General features: G+C 55.2%; 13 protein-coding genes and 1 pseudogene. 7 read left to right on the plus strand and 7 right to left on the minus strand.

Translation table 11 applies throughout. The features are described 5' to 3' along the window. The first annotated feature begins 210 nt into the window (after positions 1-210). Both JQC75_RS12445 and JQC75_RS19075 read left to right on the plus strand, forming a co-directional pair. Entirely contained in the window at positions 211-792 is a 582-nt protein-coding gene (locus tag JQC75_RS12445) for a DUF6436 domain-containing protein (RefSeq protein ID WP_203324399.1), read from the plus strand. A gap of 1,029 nt (positions 793-1,821) precedes the next feature. Further along, positions 1,822-2,370: pseudogene (locus JQC75_RS19075) on the plus strand (methyl-accepting chemotaxis protein); the annotation flags it as partial. An 83-nt stretch (positions 2,371-2,453) separates the two neighbouring features. Here the strand turns inward: JQC75_RS19075 and JQC75_RS12455 are convergent. The 3 genes from JQC75_RS12455 to JQC75_RS12465 all read right to left on the minus strand — a co-directional run bounded on the left by JQC75_RS12455 (position 2,454) and on the right by JQC75_RS12465 (position 5,384). Continuing rightward, positions 2,454-2,702 (minus strand): DUF3297 family protein, encoded by a 249-nt coding sequence (locus JQC75_RS12455; protein WP_203324401.1) that lies wholly within the window; start codon positions 2,700-2,702, stop codon positions 2,454-2,456. A gap of 245 nt (positions 2,703-2,947) precedes the next feature. Further along, the gene (locus tag JQC75_RS12460; RefSeq protein ID WP_203324402.1) at positions 2,948-3,553 is read right to left on the minus strand and encodes a response regulator transcription factor; all 606 of its coding nucleotides are present in this window, start codon (positions 3,551-3,553) and stop codon (positions 2,948-2,950) included. Beyond that, positions 3,546-5,384 (minus strand): sensor histidine kinase, encoded by a 1,839-nt coding sequence (locus JQC75_RS12465; RefSeq protein WP_203324403.1) that lies wholly within the window; start codon positions 5,382-5,384, stop codon positions 3,546-3,548. The genes JQC75_RS12460 and JQC75_RS12465 overlap by 8 nt, the downstream gene beginning before the upstream one ends. Positions 5,385-5,557: 173 nt before the next feature. Between JQC75_RS12465 and JQC75_RS12470 the strand changes: the two genes are divergently transcribed. From JQC75_RS12470 to JQC75_RS12480, 3 genes are read left to right on the plus strand one after another with little or no spacing between them, the layout of a single operon-like run. Further along, positions 5,558-7,075, plus strand: coding sequence for a flavocytochrome c (locus JQC75_RS12470; protein WP_203324404.1), 1,518 nt, complete (start codon positions 5,558-5,560; stop codon positions 7,073-7,075). A 10-nt stretch (positions 7,076-7,085) separates the two neighbouring features. After that, complete coding sequence (locus tag JQC75_RS12475) at positions 7,086-7,454, plus strand: cytochrome c3 family protein (protein WP_203324405.1); 369 nt, start codon at positions 7,086-7,088, stop codon at positions 7,452-7,454. A gap of 13 nt (positions 7,455-7,467) precedes the next feature. Next, entirely contained in the window at positions 7,468-8,523 is a 1,056-nt protein-coding gene (locus tag JQC75_RS12480; protein WP_203324406.1) for a porin, read from the plus strand. Between the two features lie 104 nt (positions 8,524-8,627). Here JQC75_RS12480 and JQC75_RS12485 read toward each other — a convergent pair whose 3' ends face one another. Both JQC75_RS12485 and JQC75_RS12490 read right to left on the minus strand, forming a co-directional pair. Beyond that, positions 8,628-9,851, minus strand: a complete 1,224-nt coding sequence (locus JQC75_RS12485) for a DEAD/DEAH box helicase (protein ID WP_203324407.1) — start codon at positions 9,849-9,851, stop codon at positions 8,628-8,630. Between the two features lie 57 nt (positions 9,852-9,908). Further along, on the minus strand, positions 9,909-12,218 hold the full coding sequence (locus JQC75_RS12490; protein ID WP_239002004.1) for a sensor domain-containing protein: 2,310 nt from the start codon (positions 12,216-12,218) through the stop codon (positions 9,909-9,911). A gap of 235 nt (positions 12,219-12,453) precedes the next feature. Here JQC75_RS12490 and JQC75_RS12495 point away from each other — a divergent pair, with 235 nt between their 5' ends. Then, positions 12,454-14,829: a Lon protease family protein gene (locus tag JQC75_RS12495; RefSeq protein WP_203324408.1), complete on the plus strand. Its 2,376-nt coding sequence runs from the start codon at positions 12,454-12,456 to the stop codon at positions 14,827-14,829. 61 nt (positions 14,830-14,890) lie between these two features. Here JQC75_RS12495 and JQC75_RS12500 read toward each other — a convergent pair whose 3' ends face one another. After that, positions 14,891-15,934 (minus strand): alkene reductase, encoded by a 1,044-nt coding sequence (locus JQC75_RS12500; protein WP_203324409.1) that lies wholly within the window; start codon positions 15,932-15,934, stop codon positions 14,891-14,893. 125 nt (positions 15,935-16,059) lie between these two features. On the opposite strand from JQC75_RS12500, the gene JQC75_RS12505 reads away from it, so the two are divergent. Beyond that, positions 16,060-16,638 (plus strand): TetR/AcrR family transcriptional regulator, encoded by a 579-nt coding sequence (locus JQC75_RS12505; RefSeq protein WP_203324410.1) that lies wholly within the window; start codon positions 16,060-16,062, stop codon positions 16,636-16,638. A gap of 132 nt (positions 16,639-16,770) precedes the next feature. Here JQC75_RS12505 and JQC75_RS12510 read toward each other — a convergent pair whose 3' ends face one another. Next, on the minus strand, positions 16,771-16,947 hold the full coding sequence (locus tag JQC75_RS12510; protein ID WP_420832832.1) for a TIGR02922 family protein: 177 nt from the start codon (positions 16,945-16,947) through the stop codon (positions 16,771-16,773). Positions 16,948-17,211 lie beyond the last annotated feature (264 nt).

The raw sequence follows: 17,211 nt of genomic DNA on the forward strand, positions 1-17,211 counted from the left end.
CAGTGCGGTATACCCGGGCTTTCAGAGCCTATACTTGCTCAGAGTGCCCAGACCACAGCCGGGGAGGCAACGCCTGACCAGACCATGCTGACCGGGCCATGCTGACGAGAGCGGCGCCCTTCTTCTCAAAGGCAGTGATCCCTTGGCTGCCCATGGGCGTATTTGCTGGATTGACGCAGTATTAGCAACAGTTCAAAGGATGTCATCCCCATGACCAAAAAGCGCATGAGCATGCTTATTCTGTCAGGCTGGCTGGTTTCGGTGCTGTTGGCATTTTGGTGGTTGGAGCTTCGCCATATCAGCAAAATGGAGCCGTCGCTGCTCAACCAGCAAAGCGTGGAGCGAGAGGTCGCTGACCTAATCAAAGCCTCTGCCAGCAGCACAGCTGATGGCGGCGCCCCCGTGGTGGTGCATTTTATCGACCCGGGCTGCGACTGCAGCGATGATACCTACGCGCACCTTGAGCAGCTGACAACATCCACACTCAGCAAAGTGTCCGCGAAGCTGCCGCAGCACACCAATTTGCTATACACCCAAAGCAATACCGGGCTTCCGGATACGCTCAAACAAATGAAACGGATTACACTCAATGAGGTGCCGGAAGTTACGCCGGTCGTGGGGGTTTGGAAGGCCGATGGCACCCTGGTTTACCTTGGTGCCTATTCCACTGGCCCCAGCTGCGGCTCGGGAGCCGATTTACTGCGCGAAGCACTGTTGAATGCTGCCGGTGAACCTTTGCCAATGCCTGATTGGCCAATTCAGGTGTCCTGCCATTGCCGTTGGAGCACCTGAGAAGGGCCTCAATCACAGCTCATGTTTTCAGACAACGGCTTACTTGCCCACTCAAATGGAGAGTCTCAACAGAAAATGAATACCTTAAGCACTGAGATGATGCGGGATCATTACATTAAATCAGACACCATTATGTTTTCGGTGCTGGTCATGATGTTCCTCTATGCACTGGGCCTGGCGGGCGTTTTCGGTAACTGGACCGTGGCCATCATAGTTGGCCTGCTGACAACCATAGCGGCAGGCGCCATCCGGGCACTCAGCCCGGGTGAGCGCATAACCCGGGTGACCATGGGGCTGGCATTTATGGTGATGGTCACCCTGCATGTACACCTGTCTCGCGGCATGATAGAGATGCATTTTGGCTACTTTGCCTGCCTCGCGATGCTGCTCTACTGCCGGGACTGGCTGCCTATCATCGCGTCTGCGGCTCTTGCCGCCGTGCTGCATGTGGGACTCTTTTGGTGGCAAACCACCGGTGGCAGTGTCTTTATGCTCGACAGCGCAGAACGCTCCTGGGGGATCATCTTTATCCACGCCGGCTATGTGGTGGTTGAGACGCTGGTGTTGGTGGTGATGGCCAAAAACCTGCACCGCCAGGCGGAGGTTTCTTTTGACATCCAGGCAGTCGCCCACCATCTCACCGGCGAGCAAATCGACCTCACCCACAGAACCCAAGCCAGCAGCAACGATCAAAGCCGCGCATTCAATGGCTTTTTGGACCATCTTCAGGGCATGGTTGGACGAATGGCCTCGGCGGGAGATAAACTGACTCAGCTCAGTACCAGGCTGCACGATTCCATGTCTGGGGTAAATGGCCGCATGAAGCTGCAGCACAACCAAATCGATATCATCGCCACCGCTGTGGGCAATGTCAGCGAGGCGGTGAGACAGATTTCAGACAACGCCAACGATGCCTCGGCCGCCGTGAGCGATGCCGATGCGAAATCCCGGGATGGCTCTGCGCTTAGCCGCAAAACCCTCGATGAAGTCCGTACACTGGCAAACGCCATTGAGCTTGCCGCAGAAGCCAGCAGTCGCCTGGCCGAAGACAGCAAAAGCATTGGCAAAGTGCTGGATGTGATAAAAAGCATTGCTGAACAAACCAACCTGTTGGCGCTAAACGCCGCCATTGAGGCCGCCCGGGCCGGAGAACAGGGACGGGGCTTTGCCGTAGTGGCAGACGAAGTGCGAAGCCTCGCATCCAAGACACAGCAGTCCACCGAAGAAATTCACAACATGATCCAACGTCTGCAAGCCCGCAGTGATGATGCCGTGAACGCCATGTCAACCAGCCAAAAGAGTGTGACCCAATGTGTCGCCTTTACGCAGCAGACCGACGAAAGACTTGGCCAGGTACGACAATCCCTGCAGCAGATTGTGGAAATCAGCAGCCAAATCGCCAGCTCTACCGCGGAACAAATGCAGGCAATCGGGGAAATCAGTCAAAATGCGCTGAGCATCCGGCTGCTCAGCGATGACAACAATAATGAACTTGATAGGGTGGTGGATGAAGTCGCCGAAGCCACCGGCCTTGCGGGCCTTATCCACTCAGATATGAAGCGTTTTCATACCGGCTGACATTCAATACTCAGAAAAAAAGACAGGGAGCCCTGTCTTTTTTTACACCATCCAGTATCTGAAATACGCAGACAGGTTGGCAATTACTTGTAGAACGCTTCCACTTCGCCCTTGATGGTCATCAGCAGTGGCTGACCACGGCGGTCGAGGGCCTTGCGGGAGGCCACTTTAATCCAGCCTTCACTGATGCAGTATTCTTCAACGTCAAAACGCTCTTTGCCATTGATACGAATGCCCACATCGTGTTCAAACACTTCTGCCACGTGGTGAGGGCTGCGTGGATCGATTGAGAGTCTGTCTGGCAGTGCTGGCGGTACTTTGGTATCGGTCATAATCATCATCTTGGGTAAATAAAACCTGCGCCATTGTAGGCAATCGCCTGACCGGGCTCAATAGGCGCTTATCGTTACAGTGCCCCTGTGTGAGCCGGCACACGGCCACATCTGGCGTCTGCGCCGGGCATATCTGTGTATCTGAGTGCCCGAACTGCCATTAGCCGGTAACCCCAAAGTGCAAAAGCACAAGCAACCGAAGGGGAATTGGCCGGGCAAATCCGCGTCCCTGTGATGGCACATACCTAACGCGGCAGACGCAGCTTTGACAATACAAATGCCAGCTCGGCCACATTGCTTGCGGCCATCTTTTCCAGCAGGTTCCGGCGGTGGATCTCAACCGTCCTTTGGGTAATAAACAACTCTGCAGCAATGGTTTTATTGAGTTTGCCCTCAAGCACCCTGTGCATCACATCGGTTTCTCTTGGGGACAAACTATCGAGACGCTGCTGGATCTCTGCCGACTGCTGCAGGCTGATTGCGCGCTCCGTGGCAAGCGTTGCCGCCCGGCGGAGCAATGCCAACAGTTTGTCGCCATCGACCGGCTTTTCGATAAAATCCATAGCTCCTTGCTGTATCGCCTTGACAGCCATAGAGATATTGCCATGCCCTGTCAGCATTAAGGGCACTATGGGGCTTGGCCGTGAAAAGAGCACTTCCAGCAGGCTCATCCCATCCATATCCGGCATTTGTACATCCAGTACGGCAACAGCGGGACGGGAAAAATCGACAGCAGCCAAAAAATCCTGTGCCGATGCAAAGCCCTGCGCCCTGATCCCAAGGCCTTCGAGCATCCATTTCAATGACGCCAGCACATCGGGGTCGTCATCCACCAGATACACATCAATCATTCGCGGCTCCCCGGGGCATCTCTATGCTTATCTCAAGCCCACAGGGGCTGCTGTCGATTGAGGCGTCAATCTGGCCCCCGATTTGGCCGTCGATTGAGGTGTAATCAAAACGATTATGGGCCGAAATTTTGCCGCCATGTTCTTCAACAATGCGCTTGCAAATGACCATGCCGAGCCCCAAACCGTCGGCCTTGGCCGACTCAAATGGAAAAAACAGCCTGGAAAGCTGCGCCTCAGTTAACCCACAGCCATTGTCAGACACCCGGATAAGGTAACCCGAGTCAGTGGTTTCAAGGGAAATACCGAGCCACGGCGTTGGCTGCCCGGCCATGGCATCCAGGGCATTGAGCAGTACATTCACCAACACCTGGGTCATCAGCCCGGGGTCCAGCCTCGCCTCGACCTCAGCCAGCGCCAATGAAGGTTCGAGTTTCAACCGTTTAAGCTCTGGAGAAATCAGGGCCAGAGTCTCTTCAATCAAGGTATCGACGCGGTAAGGCACGCTTCGACTTGGCTGCTGACAGAAACTGCGCAGACGGCCGATGGTCTCCTGTGCCCTGTCGACCTGTGTCAGTACCCCGCAAAGCGCCGATTTGAGCTCTGGCTCATGGTCTTTGAGCCGATACAGGCAGCCCTGGGCAAGATAGCGGATCCCCGCCAGTGGCTGCTTCAATTCATGGGAGATCCCCGACGCCATCTCTCCGGTGAGTAAAACCCGCTGGGCCCGATAAAACTGGCGCTGCTGTTCGTTAAACGCCCGCTGGGTTTCCCGATGCTGTTCAATCTCCGTCTCCAGTGCCCGGGTACGTTTGACCACCAGCCGCTTTATCCGCAAATGATGCAGATACCCCAAAAGCAAGCACAGGAGTATCGCCCCAAACCAGGGCATGGCAGCAGAAGCGACGCGCTGCCAATTGGTTTGAAACGGCCATTCTCTTAACGTGTGTTTGAGCGCAAACACACGATTATCGTTTACCGGCACTGACCAGCCCCGATACCCGCCGCTGATGGCTGCCGCCGTGTTGGCATCCATCGTAAGTAAGGCACCAGCCACTTCGGTTGCCAAGGCACTCTTGGTATGGCCAAGCTTGGACAAGGCGGTATAGGGGTAGAGTTCACTCGACACACCACAGGCAAATCCGGGTGTCGTGCGGGCCAGGGCAATATCAAATGCCCCCTCTGGATATTCGCCACGGGCAATGGCCTGCTCCAATACACAGGCAGGCAGAATGGCCATATCGGCCTCTTGCCGCCACAGCTTTTGCAATAGCTTGGTCTGAGGAAACCCTTCAAAGGTGAGTCCGGGTAAATCCGTGACCGGATCCAAGCCCCGCCTCACCATTTCGCCGGCAAAAATCAAAAATCCGCCAAAGGCCCGTGGATCAGTGGACACAATGTTAAGTTCGGCAAGCTGCTGCCAACGGGTGACCGAGACGCCTGCGCGCACCACCAATGCCGAGCCCATGGCACGGGCAGGATCCCGACCGTCAGCAGGGATCAGGGTCAGCAACTGGCTTGCGCCCCACTCTTTTTTGTACCCCACGGCCACAAACTGGTTGGAGATGATGAAGTCCACGGCCTTGGCTTCAACCTGTTTATCAAGCTCCGATGGCGTCAGTGGTTCGATGCGGATGCGGTGTCCTGTCTGCCGGGCAAGATAATCGGCTGTGGCTTGCCAGGTATTCAGGGTGTCCGAACGCTCGGCAAAGGTAAGGATGCCAATGCGCACCTCCTGCTGGCCCTGTGTTTCTTTGCCGGCAGACACCCCGGCAAAGGCCGTCGCCACTGGCAGCAACGCCAACATCAATAAAAGCCGCCACGCCTGACTCATCATGTTCCCCGATTAGATTACACCGGGATTATCGGCCCTAACCGAGCATCACGCATCTTTAACTTCCCGGGAGTTGATCCGCTTCACAGCCTGATGTGCCTTTCGGAAAACCACTATATAGCCGCCGTCGGCTTTTTGATTCCATGGCGTTGTCATCATTAAGTGAGGCCACTATGAACGAGAAAATCAAACAAAGCCGCCGCGCCTTCCTCAAGGGAGGTCTGGCACTGTCAGCCATGGGGCTGGCTCCTGCCGTGCTGGCCAAGTCCAGCGATAATGCCGCCATTCAGTGGGATGAAACCTTTGACGTTGTCGTGGTAGGCAGCGGCCTGGCGGGCACCTGCGCCGCCATCCGGGCAAAAGAAAATGGTGCCAACAACACCATTATCATTGAAAAAATGCCGGTACTCGGCGGGACGTCAGCCATCTCAGGCCTGAACTTTTCAGTGGTAAACAGCCATCTGCAAAAGGCGCAGGGGATTGAAGATTCTGCAGCCCTGTTTGCCGAAGACATCTCAAAGGCCGGCGGTTATCAGAACCACAGAGACCTGACCCTGAAAATGGCCGATACCACGACCCGGGTATTGCCCTGGGCAATCGAGCGGGGTTGCCGCTTCCATGACAAGTTAAAGAGCCTCGGTGGCCATTCGGTGCCCCGGACACTTTATCCGGTCAACGGGGGAGGCAAAGGCATACTGCGCCCCCTGCGTCGCTTCTATACCCAGGATTTACAGGGCGAAATCCGCCGCAGAGTGAAGTTTGACAAGCTGCATCTGAACGCCCAAGGCGAGGTCATGGGCATTCAGGTAAGGGAGCAGTACTTTTTCGACCCAAATCTTGGGAATGACGACCGGGAAAACACCACTGGCACCATTAAACACTATCGGGTGACCAAGGGCGTAGTCATGGCAGTGGGCGGCTACAGCCGCGATGTGGAGTTCCGCGCCATGGAGTTTCCCAATATTCGCGACTACATACCAACCACCACACACAGGGGCGCAACCGCTGGGGCACTCAAGTCTTTGGTTTCGGCAGGCGCCCAGACAGTTCACCTGTCTTTGATGCGCTTCGCCTTTGATATTCCAACCGAAGATTTGCAGTGGGGCGCCTTGGTTGACCCGAAAACGGGCCAGCGCTTTATCAGCGAAAAGAACAACCGTCAGGTTGTGGCAGAAGCCATCTGCAACATCATGGATCGCAACGACGGTCGCTTCCCGCTGAATATTTACGATCAGGATGGCATCGACAACTTCCACGACAAGCAGCGCCTGCACCTCGCTCTGGAGGAAGGCATGATGGTGAAATACGACTCCATCGAGGCCCTGGCCAGAGGTGAAAGCATTGACCTTGCAGGACTTGAGGCCACGCTCAAGCGCTATAACGAGGATGCCCTGGCAGGCAAAGACAGCCAGTTCGGCAAGGACATGGGGGCGTTAAAGCAGGTAAGCGTCAAGCGAGCGCCTTTTTATGCCATCAAGGCCCGTCCGAAATTCAACTACACCCAAGGCGGCGTATTGATCAATGAAAACGCCCAGGTCATCAACAGAGACACCGCCCAACCCATCAAAGGCCTGTATGCCTGCGGCGAAGCCACAGGTGGTCTGTTTGGCCGCATTCGTTTAACTGCCTGCTCCTGCCCCGATGCGTTCGCATTTGGGGTGATAGCCGGTGAACAAGTAGCCAAGGCCTGAGGAGACACACATGAAAACCCTGATTTTATCTCTGTTGGCGCTGACGCTTGTTTCATCACCATTGCACGCTGGCGACCTTTACAAGGTGATGGGCAAGCGTGAAGGTCGCAGCAACCACAGCTTTATGTACGACGAAAAGGACTGCAAGACCTGCCACCAGGGCAGTCCCAAGGGGCCTGCCACCGAAGCGGCCTGTATCGACTGCCATGGCAGCTACGATGAAATCGCCGCCTCCACCAAGGACCAAACACCCAATCCCCATGATGCACCGCACTGGGGAGCGGATGTGCCCTGTACCGTGTGCCACAGCGAGCATCAGCCAGCCAAGGCGCTTTGCAACGACTGCCACCAGTTTGCCTTTCCAAACTTTTCAAAATAATCCGGAGTAATCTATGAGTGTTTTTCGTCTCTCCCTGATAAGCGCCGCACTGTTGGGTGGCCTCAGCCTGCAGGTACAGGCCACACCAGACTTTTATGGCAGGCTGGATTATTCGGTCACCCATTCAGACACGGGCGCCGCAACCCATAAGGGCCTTGATGGCACAGTACTTGAGAACAACTTTACCCGTTTGGGTGTACGCGGCACTGAGTCCCTGACGGCGGACCTGACCCTCTTCTACCAGGTTGAAATGGGGGTCGACTCGGCCAGCGAATCAGGCAGCAGCAAGCCCTTTACCGCTCGCCCCACCTTTATCGGTGTTCGTCATGCCCAATGGGGTTCGCTGGCCGCAGGGCGCATGGAACCCGTATTCAAAATGACCAAGGGCTTCGTGGATGTGTTTGACAACTACAGTATGAAGCACGACCGCTTGATGGCCGGCGACAAGCGCTGGGGCGATTCTTTCGAATACAAGACCCCTGTGTGGCACGGCTGGCAGCTGGGCGCCAGCCTGCTGATGGAAGATAACTATTACCAGGACAGCGACAAGCGCAAGGAGAATGGCAACTACCAACTGGCGCTGACCTTTGGCGATAAGAAGTTAAAAAACAGCAACCTGTATTTGGCAGCCGCCTACTCTGATGGCGTTGAAGACATCAAGGCCTGGCGCGCTGTGGGCCATTGGAAACTGGCCGCCCTTGGGCTTGAAAACCTGAAGTTCGGCACCCTGATTCAACAATCAGAGCTGGCCAACCCCGCCAAACCTTACTGGCAGGACAGAGATGGCCTGGGTTTTATTGTCAGTGGCTCTTACAAGTGGGACAAGTGGCTGTTTAAAGCCCAGTATGGCAAAGACGAGTCCGGCACCGGACTTATCGCCAACCGGGTCTATTCGGCCCTGGGTCAAGCCGCGACCCAGGTGCCACATGTCAGCCAGTGGGGAGTTGGCGCGGAGTACTTTTTCTCCAAGTCGACCCGGGTACATCTGGAGGCGGGGCAGTTCGACACCAAACAATATGCTGACTTCGATGACAATATCACCAGCATAGGTATTCGATACGACTTTTAAGCTTTCTGCACTATCCAAGCTCAGGTCCGGTGGATGAGTATCTTCGCCGCCGGACCTGACAGCCTGACTGATGATCTGGTCAAGTCGCCGCTTAAAACGGCGCCTCAGCGCTTTGCCAAAGCCCGCTTGCGGGCTTTTTGCTTTTGAGCCGCTTTACTCAGGCTGCGGGGCCGCTCATGGCGGATGGACAAATCGGGCTCAAAACCCGGATACCACTGCTGCGGTAAACGCCGGTCGAGGTAGTGCTCAAGGGCCACCAGCAAAGGCTCGTCGGCGGCATCCAGCAAACTGATGGCAAGCCCGGCGCTGCCGGCCCGGCCAGTACGCCCGATGCGATGTACGTAATCTTCCTTTTTAAAGGGCAGTTCGACATTGATGATGCAAGGCAGCGCCTGGATATCCAGGCCCCTCGCCGCCACGTCGGTGGCCACCAAAATCCGCGCCTCAGCCCCCTTAAAGTCAGCAAGATTTTGCTCCCGCTGGCGCTGGCTCAGGTCGGCGTGCAGGGCAGCCGCGCTGTGCCCGGCCTCTACCAGTTTGGCCGCAAGCTTATCGGCCCCTTCTTTGGTACGGCTGAAAATAAGCACCTGCGACCAGCTGTTTTTACCCAGCAAGTGGCAGATAAAATCGAACTTGCGCTCGCTGTCGAGCTGATAAACCTGCTCTTCAATCAAGGGTTTGTCATCTTTGCCCGCTGCGATTTCCAGCAGCGTTGGCGAGTCCATCAGGCTTTTGGCCAACTGCCAGACATTGTCCCCCAGGGTGGCAGAAAAAAGCGCGGTTTGCCTCGCTTTGGCAAGCTTTTTCACCAACGCCCGGATCTCATCCTCAAAGCCCATATCCAGCATGCGGTCTGCCTCGTCAAATACCAACTGGCTGACGGTATCGATTCTGAGGGTGCGTTTTTTCAGGTGGTCAAGCAGACGCCCGGGCGTTGCCACCACCAAGTCCACGCCGCCCTTGATGGCATTCAGCTGAATCTCCAGAGCCACACCGCCATAGACCTGGGCAATACGCACGGCGCTGCCTTTTGTCAGCGCTTTGGCGGCATCATAAACCTGCTGGCAAAGCTCTCTGGTGGGCACCAGCACCAGTGCTCTTGGCGCAGGCAGGTTGCGAACGGGCACTTCCTCAGAGATAAGCCGGGCAAGTATCGGCAGCAAAAAGGCGGCGGTTTTACCCGTGCCTGTGGCCGCTTTCGCCATCAGATCTTTCCCGGTCATCATCATTGGGATGGCACCGGCCTGCACCTCGGTTGGCTGGGTATAGCCGAGCTGGGAGAGATTTTCAGGTAACGGAGAAGGCAGGTTAAAAGCGGCAAAGGACACGGGGGACTCCGGAGCACAAATCAAAGGGCGCTATAGTAACAAGGCTTAATCCCAGGATCACTCACCAAGCAGCAGCTGTTTCAGCTCTGAGGCCAACAAGGGCCTGGCAAACAGGTAACCCTGGGCCTCAATGCAGCCCAAACGCAGCAAAAACTCGGCCTGGGCTTCGTTTTCTACCCCTTCGGCTATTACCCCCAGTTTCAGCGCATCCCCCATGGCGATGATGGCCATGGCGATGGCGCCGCTGTCCTGATCGGCGGGGAGTTCCCTGACGAAGGACTGGTCTATTTTGAGCTTGTTCAGGGGCAGCTTGCGCAAATAACTCAATGAAGAGTAGCCGGTTCCAAAATCATCCAGCGCCAGGCTGACCCCCATGCCACGGATTTTTTCCAGGATGTCGATAGCGCCGGCGGGATTGTCCAGCACCACAGATTCGGTGATTTCCAGCTCAAGCGCTTCAGGGGAGAGACCGGTTTGTTTCAGTACCCTGGCGACGCTGTCCGCAAAATTATCGCCTGTCAACTGTGAGCCAGACACGTTGACCGCCATGCGTCCGGGGTTAAGGCCCTGATCGCGCCAAATCCGCGCCTGACGACAGGCTTCTTTCAATACCCAAAGACCAATCTCCGGCATCAGACCAATGGACTCGGCAACCGGAATAAATTCCGCCGGTGAAATCACCCCAAGTTCATGATCTGTCCAGCGGCACAGGGCCTCTACCCCAATCAATTTACGGGTGCGCAAATTAATTTTCGGTTGATACACCAAAGACAGTGCGCCATTTTTGACCGCGCCTCTGAGCGCAGTTTGCAAACGCAGCTGGTGCATGGAACTTTGGGTCATTTGTTCGGTATAAAAAGCATGACGATTCCGGCCTTGTTGTTTGGCACGGTACATGGCGGCATCGGCATTTTTGAGCAGGGTATCGGGGTTATCCCCATCGTCGGGGTACACGGCAATACCAATACTGGCACTGAGGCGTACTGACTCCCCCTGACTGGTGTCAAAACTGGTATCGAAGGCCCGCTGTATAGCCGACAGGATCACGGGAATATCGTCACGGCGCCTGACCTGGGTAAGCAGTACAAACTCATCTCCCCCAATTCGGGCAAGGGTGTCTTCGGCGCCAAGCAGGGCGCTGAGGCGCTCAGACAACAACAGCAACACCTTATCACCGGCAAGATGACCAAAGCTGTCGTTGATATGCTTGAATAAATCCACGTCGATTAGCAGCAACGCCAGCCGGGTTTTATGATTGGCGGCAAGTTTGATTTGCTGCTGGGTGATGGTGTTGAGTTTGGAGCGATTGGGCAAACGGGTGAGCGGGTCGTGCCAGGCAAGCTGGGCTACCTCGGCCTCGGTTTGCTTGAGCAGCGAAATATCGGAAAACACCGCCACAAAGCAGCGAATTTGGCCATCTTCACCATACACGGCGCTGATGCTGGTTTGCTCGGCAAACAGGGTACCGTTTTTGCGACGATTCCAAATCTCACCATGCCAGTGGCCCTGGGTTTTCAGGGCTCGCCAGAGGTTTTCAAAAAAGTCCGGTTCGTGACGACCTGAATTCAACAGCTTGGGCGTTTTACCTATCACTTCGTCGCGACTGTAACCCGTGATGGTTTCAAAGGCGCCATTTATCTCGGTGATAACCCCGTTGGAGTCGGTGATCATGACCCCTTCAATGGCGTTTTCAAATACCTTGGAGGTCAGCAGTAATTGCTCTTCGGCGGCTTTATACCGTGCAATATCCCGGGTGGTGCCTATGACGCCAAGTAGTCTGCCATCAGTGTCGTACATGGGCGCCTTGATGGTTTCGAGCCAGATATTGCCCTTGTCCAGACTGCGATCGATGCACTCGGCGACGACGATGGGATGCCCTTCCTTCACCGCCTTGTGATCTGTGTCTGTGTACTCGGCAAAACGCTCGGGAAAGATTTCAGCATCTTTGTACGACAGTATCTGCGCCCGGGTTATATCCCAGGACACCAGGGTGCTCTGGTTGATAAATCGGTATCGCCCTTCGGCATCCTTTATCCAGATATGTTCTTCAAAGGCGTCCATAAAGCTTTGGAGCAGCCCGGATTCACCCGCACCGAGCACAGCAGCAACACCTTCCAGCAGCGCTCTGGCCAATGTCTCATGGGGGGCACTGAGGGCTTTCCCATGCAAACAGAGCTTAAGATCGCCAGCAATGCCTCTGAGCGTCAGGGTGGCAATGGGCTCGTCGTCAGTCCCCTGGTGCCACAGGCAAACTCCCCTGCAATCCCAAAGCCCAGCCCCCAGTCGGGTATGGTCAACAAACCATTCAAGCATGGGAGATACGCTTTCCAAGGCAGCCTGATGATTGCTGTGCGACCGACTGTTCAATACCCGCTCCAAATCCGAATAACTACCCAAATAGTGTAGCCGGTACTCGAGAGTCAGAGAACGGAAACTTACGCCTGCCAAGGACTTGTTGCTGCACAGAACCCGCATAGTCGCGGCACAACACCCAAATGCCTGCTTGAAATTTAGACACTCGCTTTACCGGGGGTTTGCCTTAGTCTCCGGGCTATCTTATTGTCGGTAATAGAAATATTAAATTGGTACTCTAAGGGACCCTATGGCCATCACAACACTCGCCACCGACAAGCTGTACCGGGTATCGACCCTGTCCGGACTGGCGCCGGACTGCGTTTCCACGGCCACCTTGCCGCCACTGGATGACATCATTGGTCAGGAGCGCGCCCAGAGCGCGGTCGAGTTTGCCATGTCTATCCATGAAAAGGGCTACAACATCTACGCCATCGGCCAAAATGGCTTGGGTAAACGCACCATGATGTTGAGGTACCTGAAACGCCATCACTTTGATGCCAATCAGCGCTTTGACTGGTGTTATGTGGCCAATTTTGACGACAACCGGGTGCCGCGGGTGCTACGCCTGCCCGCCGGTAAGGGGAATGGCTTTAAAAAAGACATCGAAAAGCTGTCTTTGCGACTCGTTAAGGCCTTGCCGCTCGCCTTTGACAACGAGATGTACTATTCCCGGGCTGACAAGTTGAAGACCGAGCTGTCACGTCAGCAGGAAGCCGCGCTGACAGCACTGACCGAAGAAGCCAAAAGCAAGAGCATCAGCCTGTCGCTGTCGGTACAGGGCGACTACCAGTTGATGGCCATGAACGGTGAAGAGCCCCACACCGAAGAAAGCTACAGCGCCCTTACGGATGAAGAGCGTGAAATCTTTGAAAACAGCATTAAAGGCCTGGAAAAGCGCCTGAGGGGCATCATACGTCAGCTCACCGAGTGGGAAGAAGAGTTCTCACAAAAACAGCAGGAGCACGACGAACAGGTCGCCAAGGAGGTGCTGGCTCATTTCTTTAAACCCCTCAAGGCCAAGTATCGCGATCAGGATGATATCAAAGCCTTTTTGAATGAAATGCAGAGAGACATCCTCGACAATCTGGATATCTTTCTGGAGGAAAGCGAAGAACAGCTGGGGCTCGCCTATGCCGCTCTGGATAAGAAAATGCCCCGCCGCTACCAAATCAATGTGTTGGTATGCCAGGACGAGCACAAGTTTCCGGTGGTGGTGGAAGAAAGCCCCAACTACCACAGTCTCTTTGGCTATATCGAAAATGCCACCTTCAAGGGCACGGTATTTACCGATTTTTCCCTGATCCGTCCGGGTTCGCTGCACAAGGCAAACGGCGGTGTACTGCTGATGGACGCCATCAAGGTGCTGGAACGGCCTTACGTGTGGGATGGCCTGAAAAAAGCGCTGCGTTCCCGCAGCCTGGACTTGAACAGCCTGGAGCGGGAAGTCACCCTGTCCGGCACCATCTCGCTGGCGCCCGAACCCATCCCGCTGGATGTGAAGATCATTCTCTTTGGCGACTACCAAACCTATCAGCTGCTTCAGCAATATGACCCGGACTTCAACGAGCTCTTTCGGGTGACCGCCGATTTTGAAGATGTGATGCCTAGGCACGATGAATCCGAAGCGCTCTACGCACGCTTTATCTCTTCAATTGTGCACGACAACAATATGCTGCACTGCAATCGCTCGGCGCTGGCCCGCATCCTCGAGTACTCCAGCCGTCAGGCAGACGATCAGACCCGTCTGTCGTTGCACTCAGCCAACATCGCCAACCTGCTCAGAGAAACCAACTACTGCGCCAAAAGTGTCGGCGCCAGTGAGATAGGCCGCGAGCACGTGGAGATGGCACTTAAAAATCAGGAACTCCGTGTGTGTCGCCTGAAAGACATGGTGATGCAGCAGTTTCTCAGTGGCCAAACCCTGTTCAGCGCAGAAGGCGCCGTTACCGGCCAGGTCAATGCACTGTCGGTGATTTCCACCACGGATCATGAATTCGGCGCGCCAAACCGCATAACCGCCACCACCGCCTATGGCAAAGGCGAAGTGCTGGATATCGAACACAAGGTTCGCCTGGGTGGCCGCATACACAGCAAGGGCGTGTGGATCCTCACCGCCTATCTGTCGTCTCTGCTTGGCAAGCAAAGGCCCATTCCGCTCACCACCTTCCTGACATTCGAGCAATCCTACAGTGGGGTGGATGGCGACAGCGCCTCCATGGCGGAATGCTGCGCCATCGTATCGGCCATCAGCGGTGTGCCCATTCGCCAGGATTTGGCCATCACAGGCTCCATGAACCAGTTTGGAGAGTCTCAGCCCATAGGCGGCGTGAATGAAAAGATTGAAGGCTTTTATGATGTCTGTGGCATCAAGGGCCGCACCGGCACCCAGGGCGTGATAATTCCATCAAGCAATGTGAAAAACCTGATGCTCAGGAGCGACATTGTGGAGGCAGCGGGTCGCGGCGAATTTCATATTTATGCCGTAGACCATGTCACCGAAGCCATGGCGCTGCTGACCGGCCTCGAAGTGGGCAATGTGGATGACGCCAGCTTCGATACTCTGCTTGGACGGGCCGTGTCCCGCCTCAATGTGCTGGGTAAACATAAACTCGACAACGAGTAACACCGCTGACATAAAAAAGCCCCGCAACGGCGGGGCTTTTGTTTATGGGGCTATCTGAAACTCAGTAGAGCACAGGCAGCAGCTCATCGCTGTAAGGCTTGAGCTCAGCGCCTTCACGCACCCGGGCCACATAATCGTGATTGGCGATAAAAGGCCTGCCAATGGCAATCACATCAAACTTGTTTGAGGCAATGGCGGCAGCCGCTGTTTCGGCATCGTATCCCCCAACACCCACCAGGGTGTGGCGACTGTGGCGACGCAAATACTCGCTGACCCGGCCGTCGAGGTAATCATAATGAACGCTGTCGTCGAATATACCGCCGTGTAAATAGGCAAGCTCACGGGTATCCAATTCAGACAGCAAGAGATCAAACACTGCCCGGTCGCGGGCATCCGGCTGGATATTGAAGTAGGCAGCCGGTGAAATGCGAAGCGCCGTGCGCGCAGCTCCGATGCGTGATGTTACAGCATCTACCACCTGCAGCGGGAAGCGCACCATGTTTTCAGGGCTGCCACCAAATTCATCGTCACGGCGGTTACTGTCGTAATGCAAAAACTCGTCAATCATGTAGCCGTTGGCACCGTGGATTTCGACTCCGTCAAACCCGGCTTCGATGGCATTTTCGGCCGCCTTGGCATAGTCCTCCACCAACTGGGCAATTTCCAACGCCGTGGCTTCACGGGGCACCAAATAGGTGAGCTCACGCATTCTGGGCACAGTGCCCTCTACACCCACAGCCGACGGGGCGATAACTTCTGTGCCCCCCCAAAAGTGAGGATGTGCCACCCGGCCTGTGTGCCACAGCTGGGCAAAAATCTTACCGCCATTTTCATGCACGGCATCGGTGACCTTACGCCATCCGGCAATTTGCGCCTGATTAAAGATACCCGGGGTATTGGGATAGCCCTGACCATCGGGGCGAATAATAGTGGCTTCACTGATAATCAGCCCGGCATCGGCGCGACGGGCATAGTAGTCGACCATTGCCTGGGTTGGCACCAGCGCATCGTCTGCCATACAACGGGTCAGGGGCGCCATCAGGATGCGGTTTTTCAGCTCGATGCGCTCATTCAGCGCCACTGGAGTAAAGAGTATGTCAGTCATGGTGGTTCCTATTTTTGAACAGGCATTCAAAATAATCATTCTTGAACATACATTCAAGAACTATTTTGAACATACATTCAAAAAAGTCTGTTAACCTATTCTTACCCCAACCACAGGAACCCAAAATGCGCAGCGCCGAATTTGATCGCGAGCAAGTGCTCCGCCAAGCCATGCAAGCCTTTATGCAAAAGGGCTACAGCAAAACCAGCATGCAGGATTTAACCCGTGCCACAGGGTTACATCCGGGGTCAATATACTGCGCCTTCGAAAATAAACGAGGCTTGTTGCTGGCGGCCATTGGTCAGTATCAGGCCGATCGCACCGCGCAGTTTCAGGCATTCTTCCCCGAGTCAGGGTCTGTTGTTGCCGGGCTCGATGCTTATCTGGCTAACCTGGTAGCGGAATGTCAGTGCGGCGCTGACAAGGGGTGTTTGCTGACCAAGTCATTGAATGAACTGGCCGAGCAGGACAGCGAGATTAGTGCTCTCCTTTGCAAGAGCCTGGGCAGTTGCCAACAAGGTTTAGCGACTCAGTTTCAGCGCGCCATGGACAGCGGTGAAATCCCCAACACCCAAACGGCAATGGAACGGGCAGAATATCTGGTGATGGGGATCTATGGCCTGCGCACGCTGGCGCAAACTCACCCTTCGGCGCAAACCCTTAAACGTCTGGCCTTGAAACTAAGGATAGACAGCTGCGCCTGAAAAATAGAAGTCACGGTTCATTGGCACCACCGGCCAGGCACAAAAAGGGCTAGCAGTCTCACTGCGTGAAACCGCTGCACCAGAAACACAAAAATCCCGGACCTGCCGGGATTTTTTGTTGGAAGCAAACCATCAGTCCGTGTCGAGGCCGAGGCTCTTTTGGGCATATACCCGCTCGCCGAGGGAGTTGAGTATTTTACACTCCCCTTCCAGCACAACGATGATGGATTTCCCGTTTCTGAAAGACTGAGGGATCATCACCCGCCCCGTTTCACTGACAGGCAACCCAGTCAGCACCGCGTTGTGCATGATAAGGCCAGCCGGTGCATCGTAGTAGAGCACAGTGACAGTGACGCCCTGAGAGGCTTCCAGATCAAGCAAGTCGTTTGCCGAGTCGGCAAGCTGTTGTTCTAATGTACCGCCTTGCATATAGAGTTAATTCCTTCATTCCTGAGCGACGCTTTCCAGTACGCTCAATCGGGCCGAGTATGGCATCAAAGCATCCCGTCTTCGATGGACGGCGGCCAAATTAGCCACCAGCTGAATTAACATATCACTACAATTTTTAACCAA

Origin of the sequence: Shewanella litorisediminis (assembly GCF_016834455.1) — a bacterium.
In the GTDB taxonomy this organism is placed as follows: domain Bacteria; phylum Pseudomonadota; class Gammaproteobacteria; order Enterobacterales; family Shewanellaceae; genus Shewanella; species Shewanella litorisediminis.

Excerpts from the sequence above, each read along its gene's own strand:
- JQC75_RS12445 (WP_203324399.1), top strand. The coding sequence starts at position 211 with ATGACCAAAAAGCGCATGAGCATGCTTATTCTGTCAGGCTGGCTGGTT.
- JQC75_RS12455 (WP_203324401.1), bottom strand. The coding sequence starts at position 2,702 with ATGACCGATACCAAAGTACCGCCAGCACTGCCAGACAGACTCTCAATC.
- JQC75_RS12460 (WP_203324402.1), bottom strand. The coding sequence starts at position 3,553 with ATGATTGATGTGTATCTGGTGGATGACGACCCCGATGTGCTGGCGTCA.
- JQC75_RS12465 (WP_203324403.1), bottom strand. The coding sequence starts at position 5,384 with ATGAGTCAGGCGTGGCGGCTTTTATTGATGTTGGCGTTGCTGCCAGTG.
- JQC75_RS12470 (WP_203324404.1), top strand. The coding sequence starts at position 5,558 with ATGAACGAGAAAATCAAACAAAGCCGCCGCGCCTTCCTCAAGGGAGGT.
- JQC75_RS12475 (WP_203324405.1), top strand. The coding sequence starts at position 7,086 with ATGAAAACCCTGATTTTATCTCTGTTGGCGCTGACGCTTGTTTCATCA.
- JQC75_RS12480 (WP_203324406.1), top strand. The coding sequence starts at position 7,468 with ATGAGTGTTTTTCGTCTCTCCCTGATAAGCGCCGCACTGTTGGGTGGC.
- JQC75_RS12495 (WP_203324408.1), top strand. The coding sequence starts at position 12,454 with ATGGCCATCACAACACTCGCCACCGACAAGCTGTACCGGGTATCGACC.
- JQC75_RS12500 (WP_203324409.1), bottom strand. The coding sequence starts at position 15,934 with ATGACTGACATACTCTTTACTCCAGTGGCGCTGAATGAGCGCATCGAG.
- JQC75_RS12505 (WP_203324410.1), top strand. The coding sequence starts at position 16,060 with ATGCGCAGCGCCGAATTTGATCGCGAGCAAGTGCTCCGCCAAGCCATG.
- JQC75_RS12510 (WP_420832832.1), bottom strand. The coding sequence starts at position 16,947 with ATGCACAACGCGGTGCTGACTGGGTTGCCTGTCAGTGAAACGGGGCGG.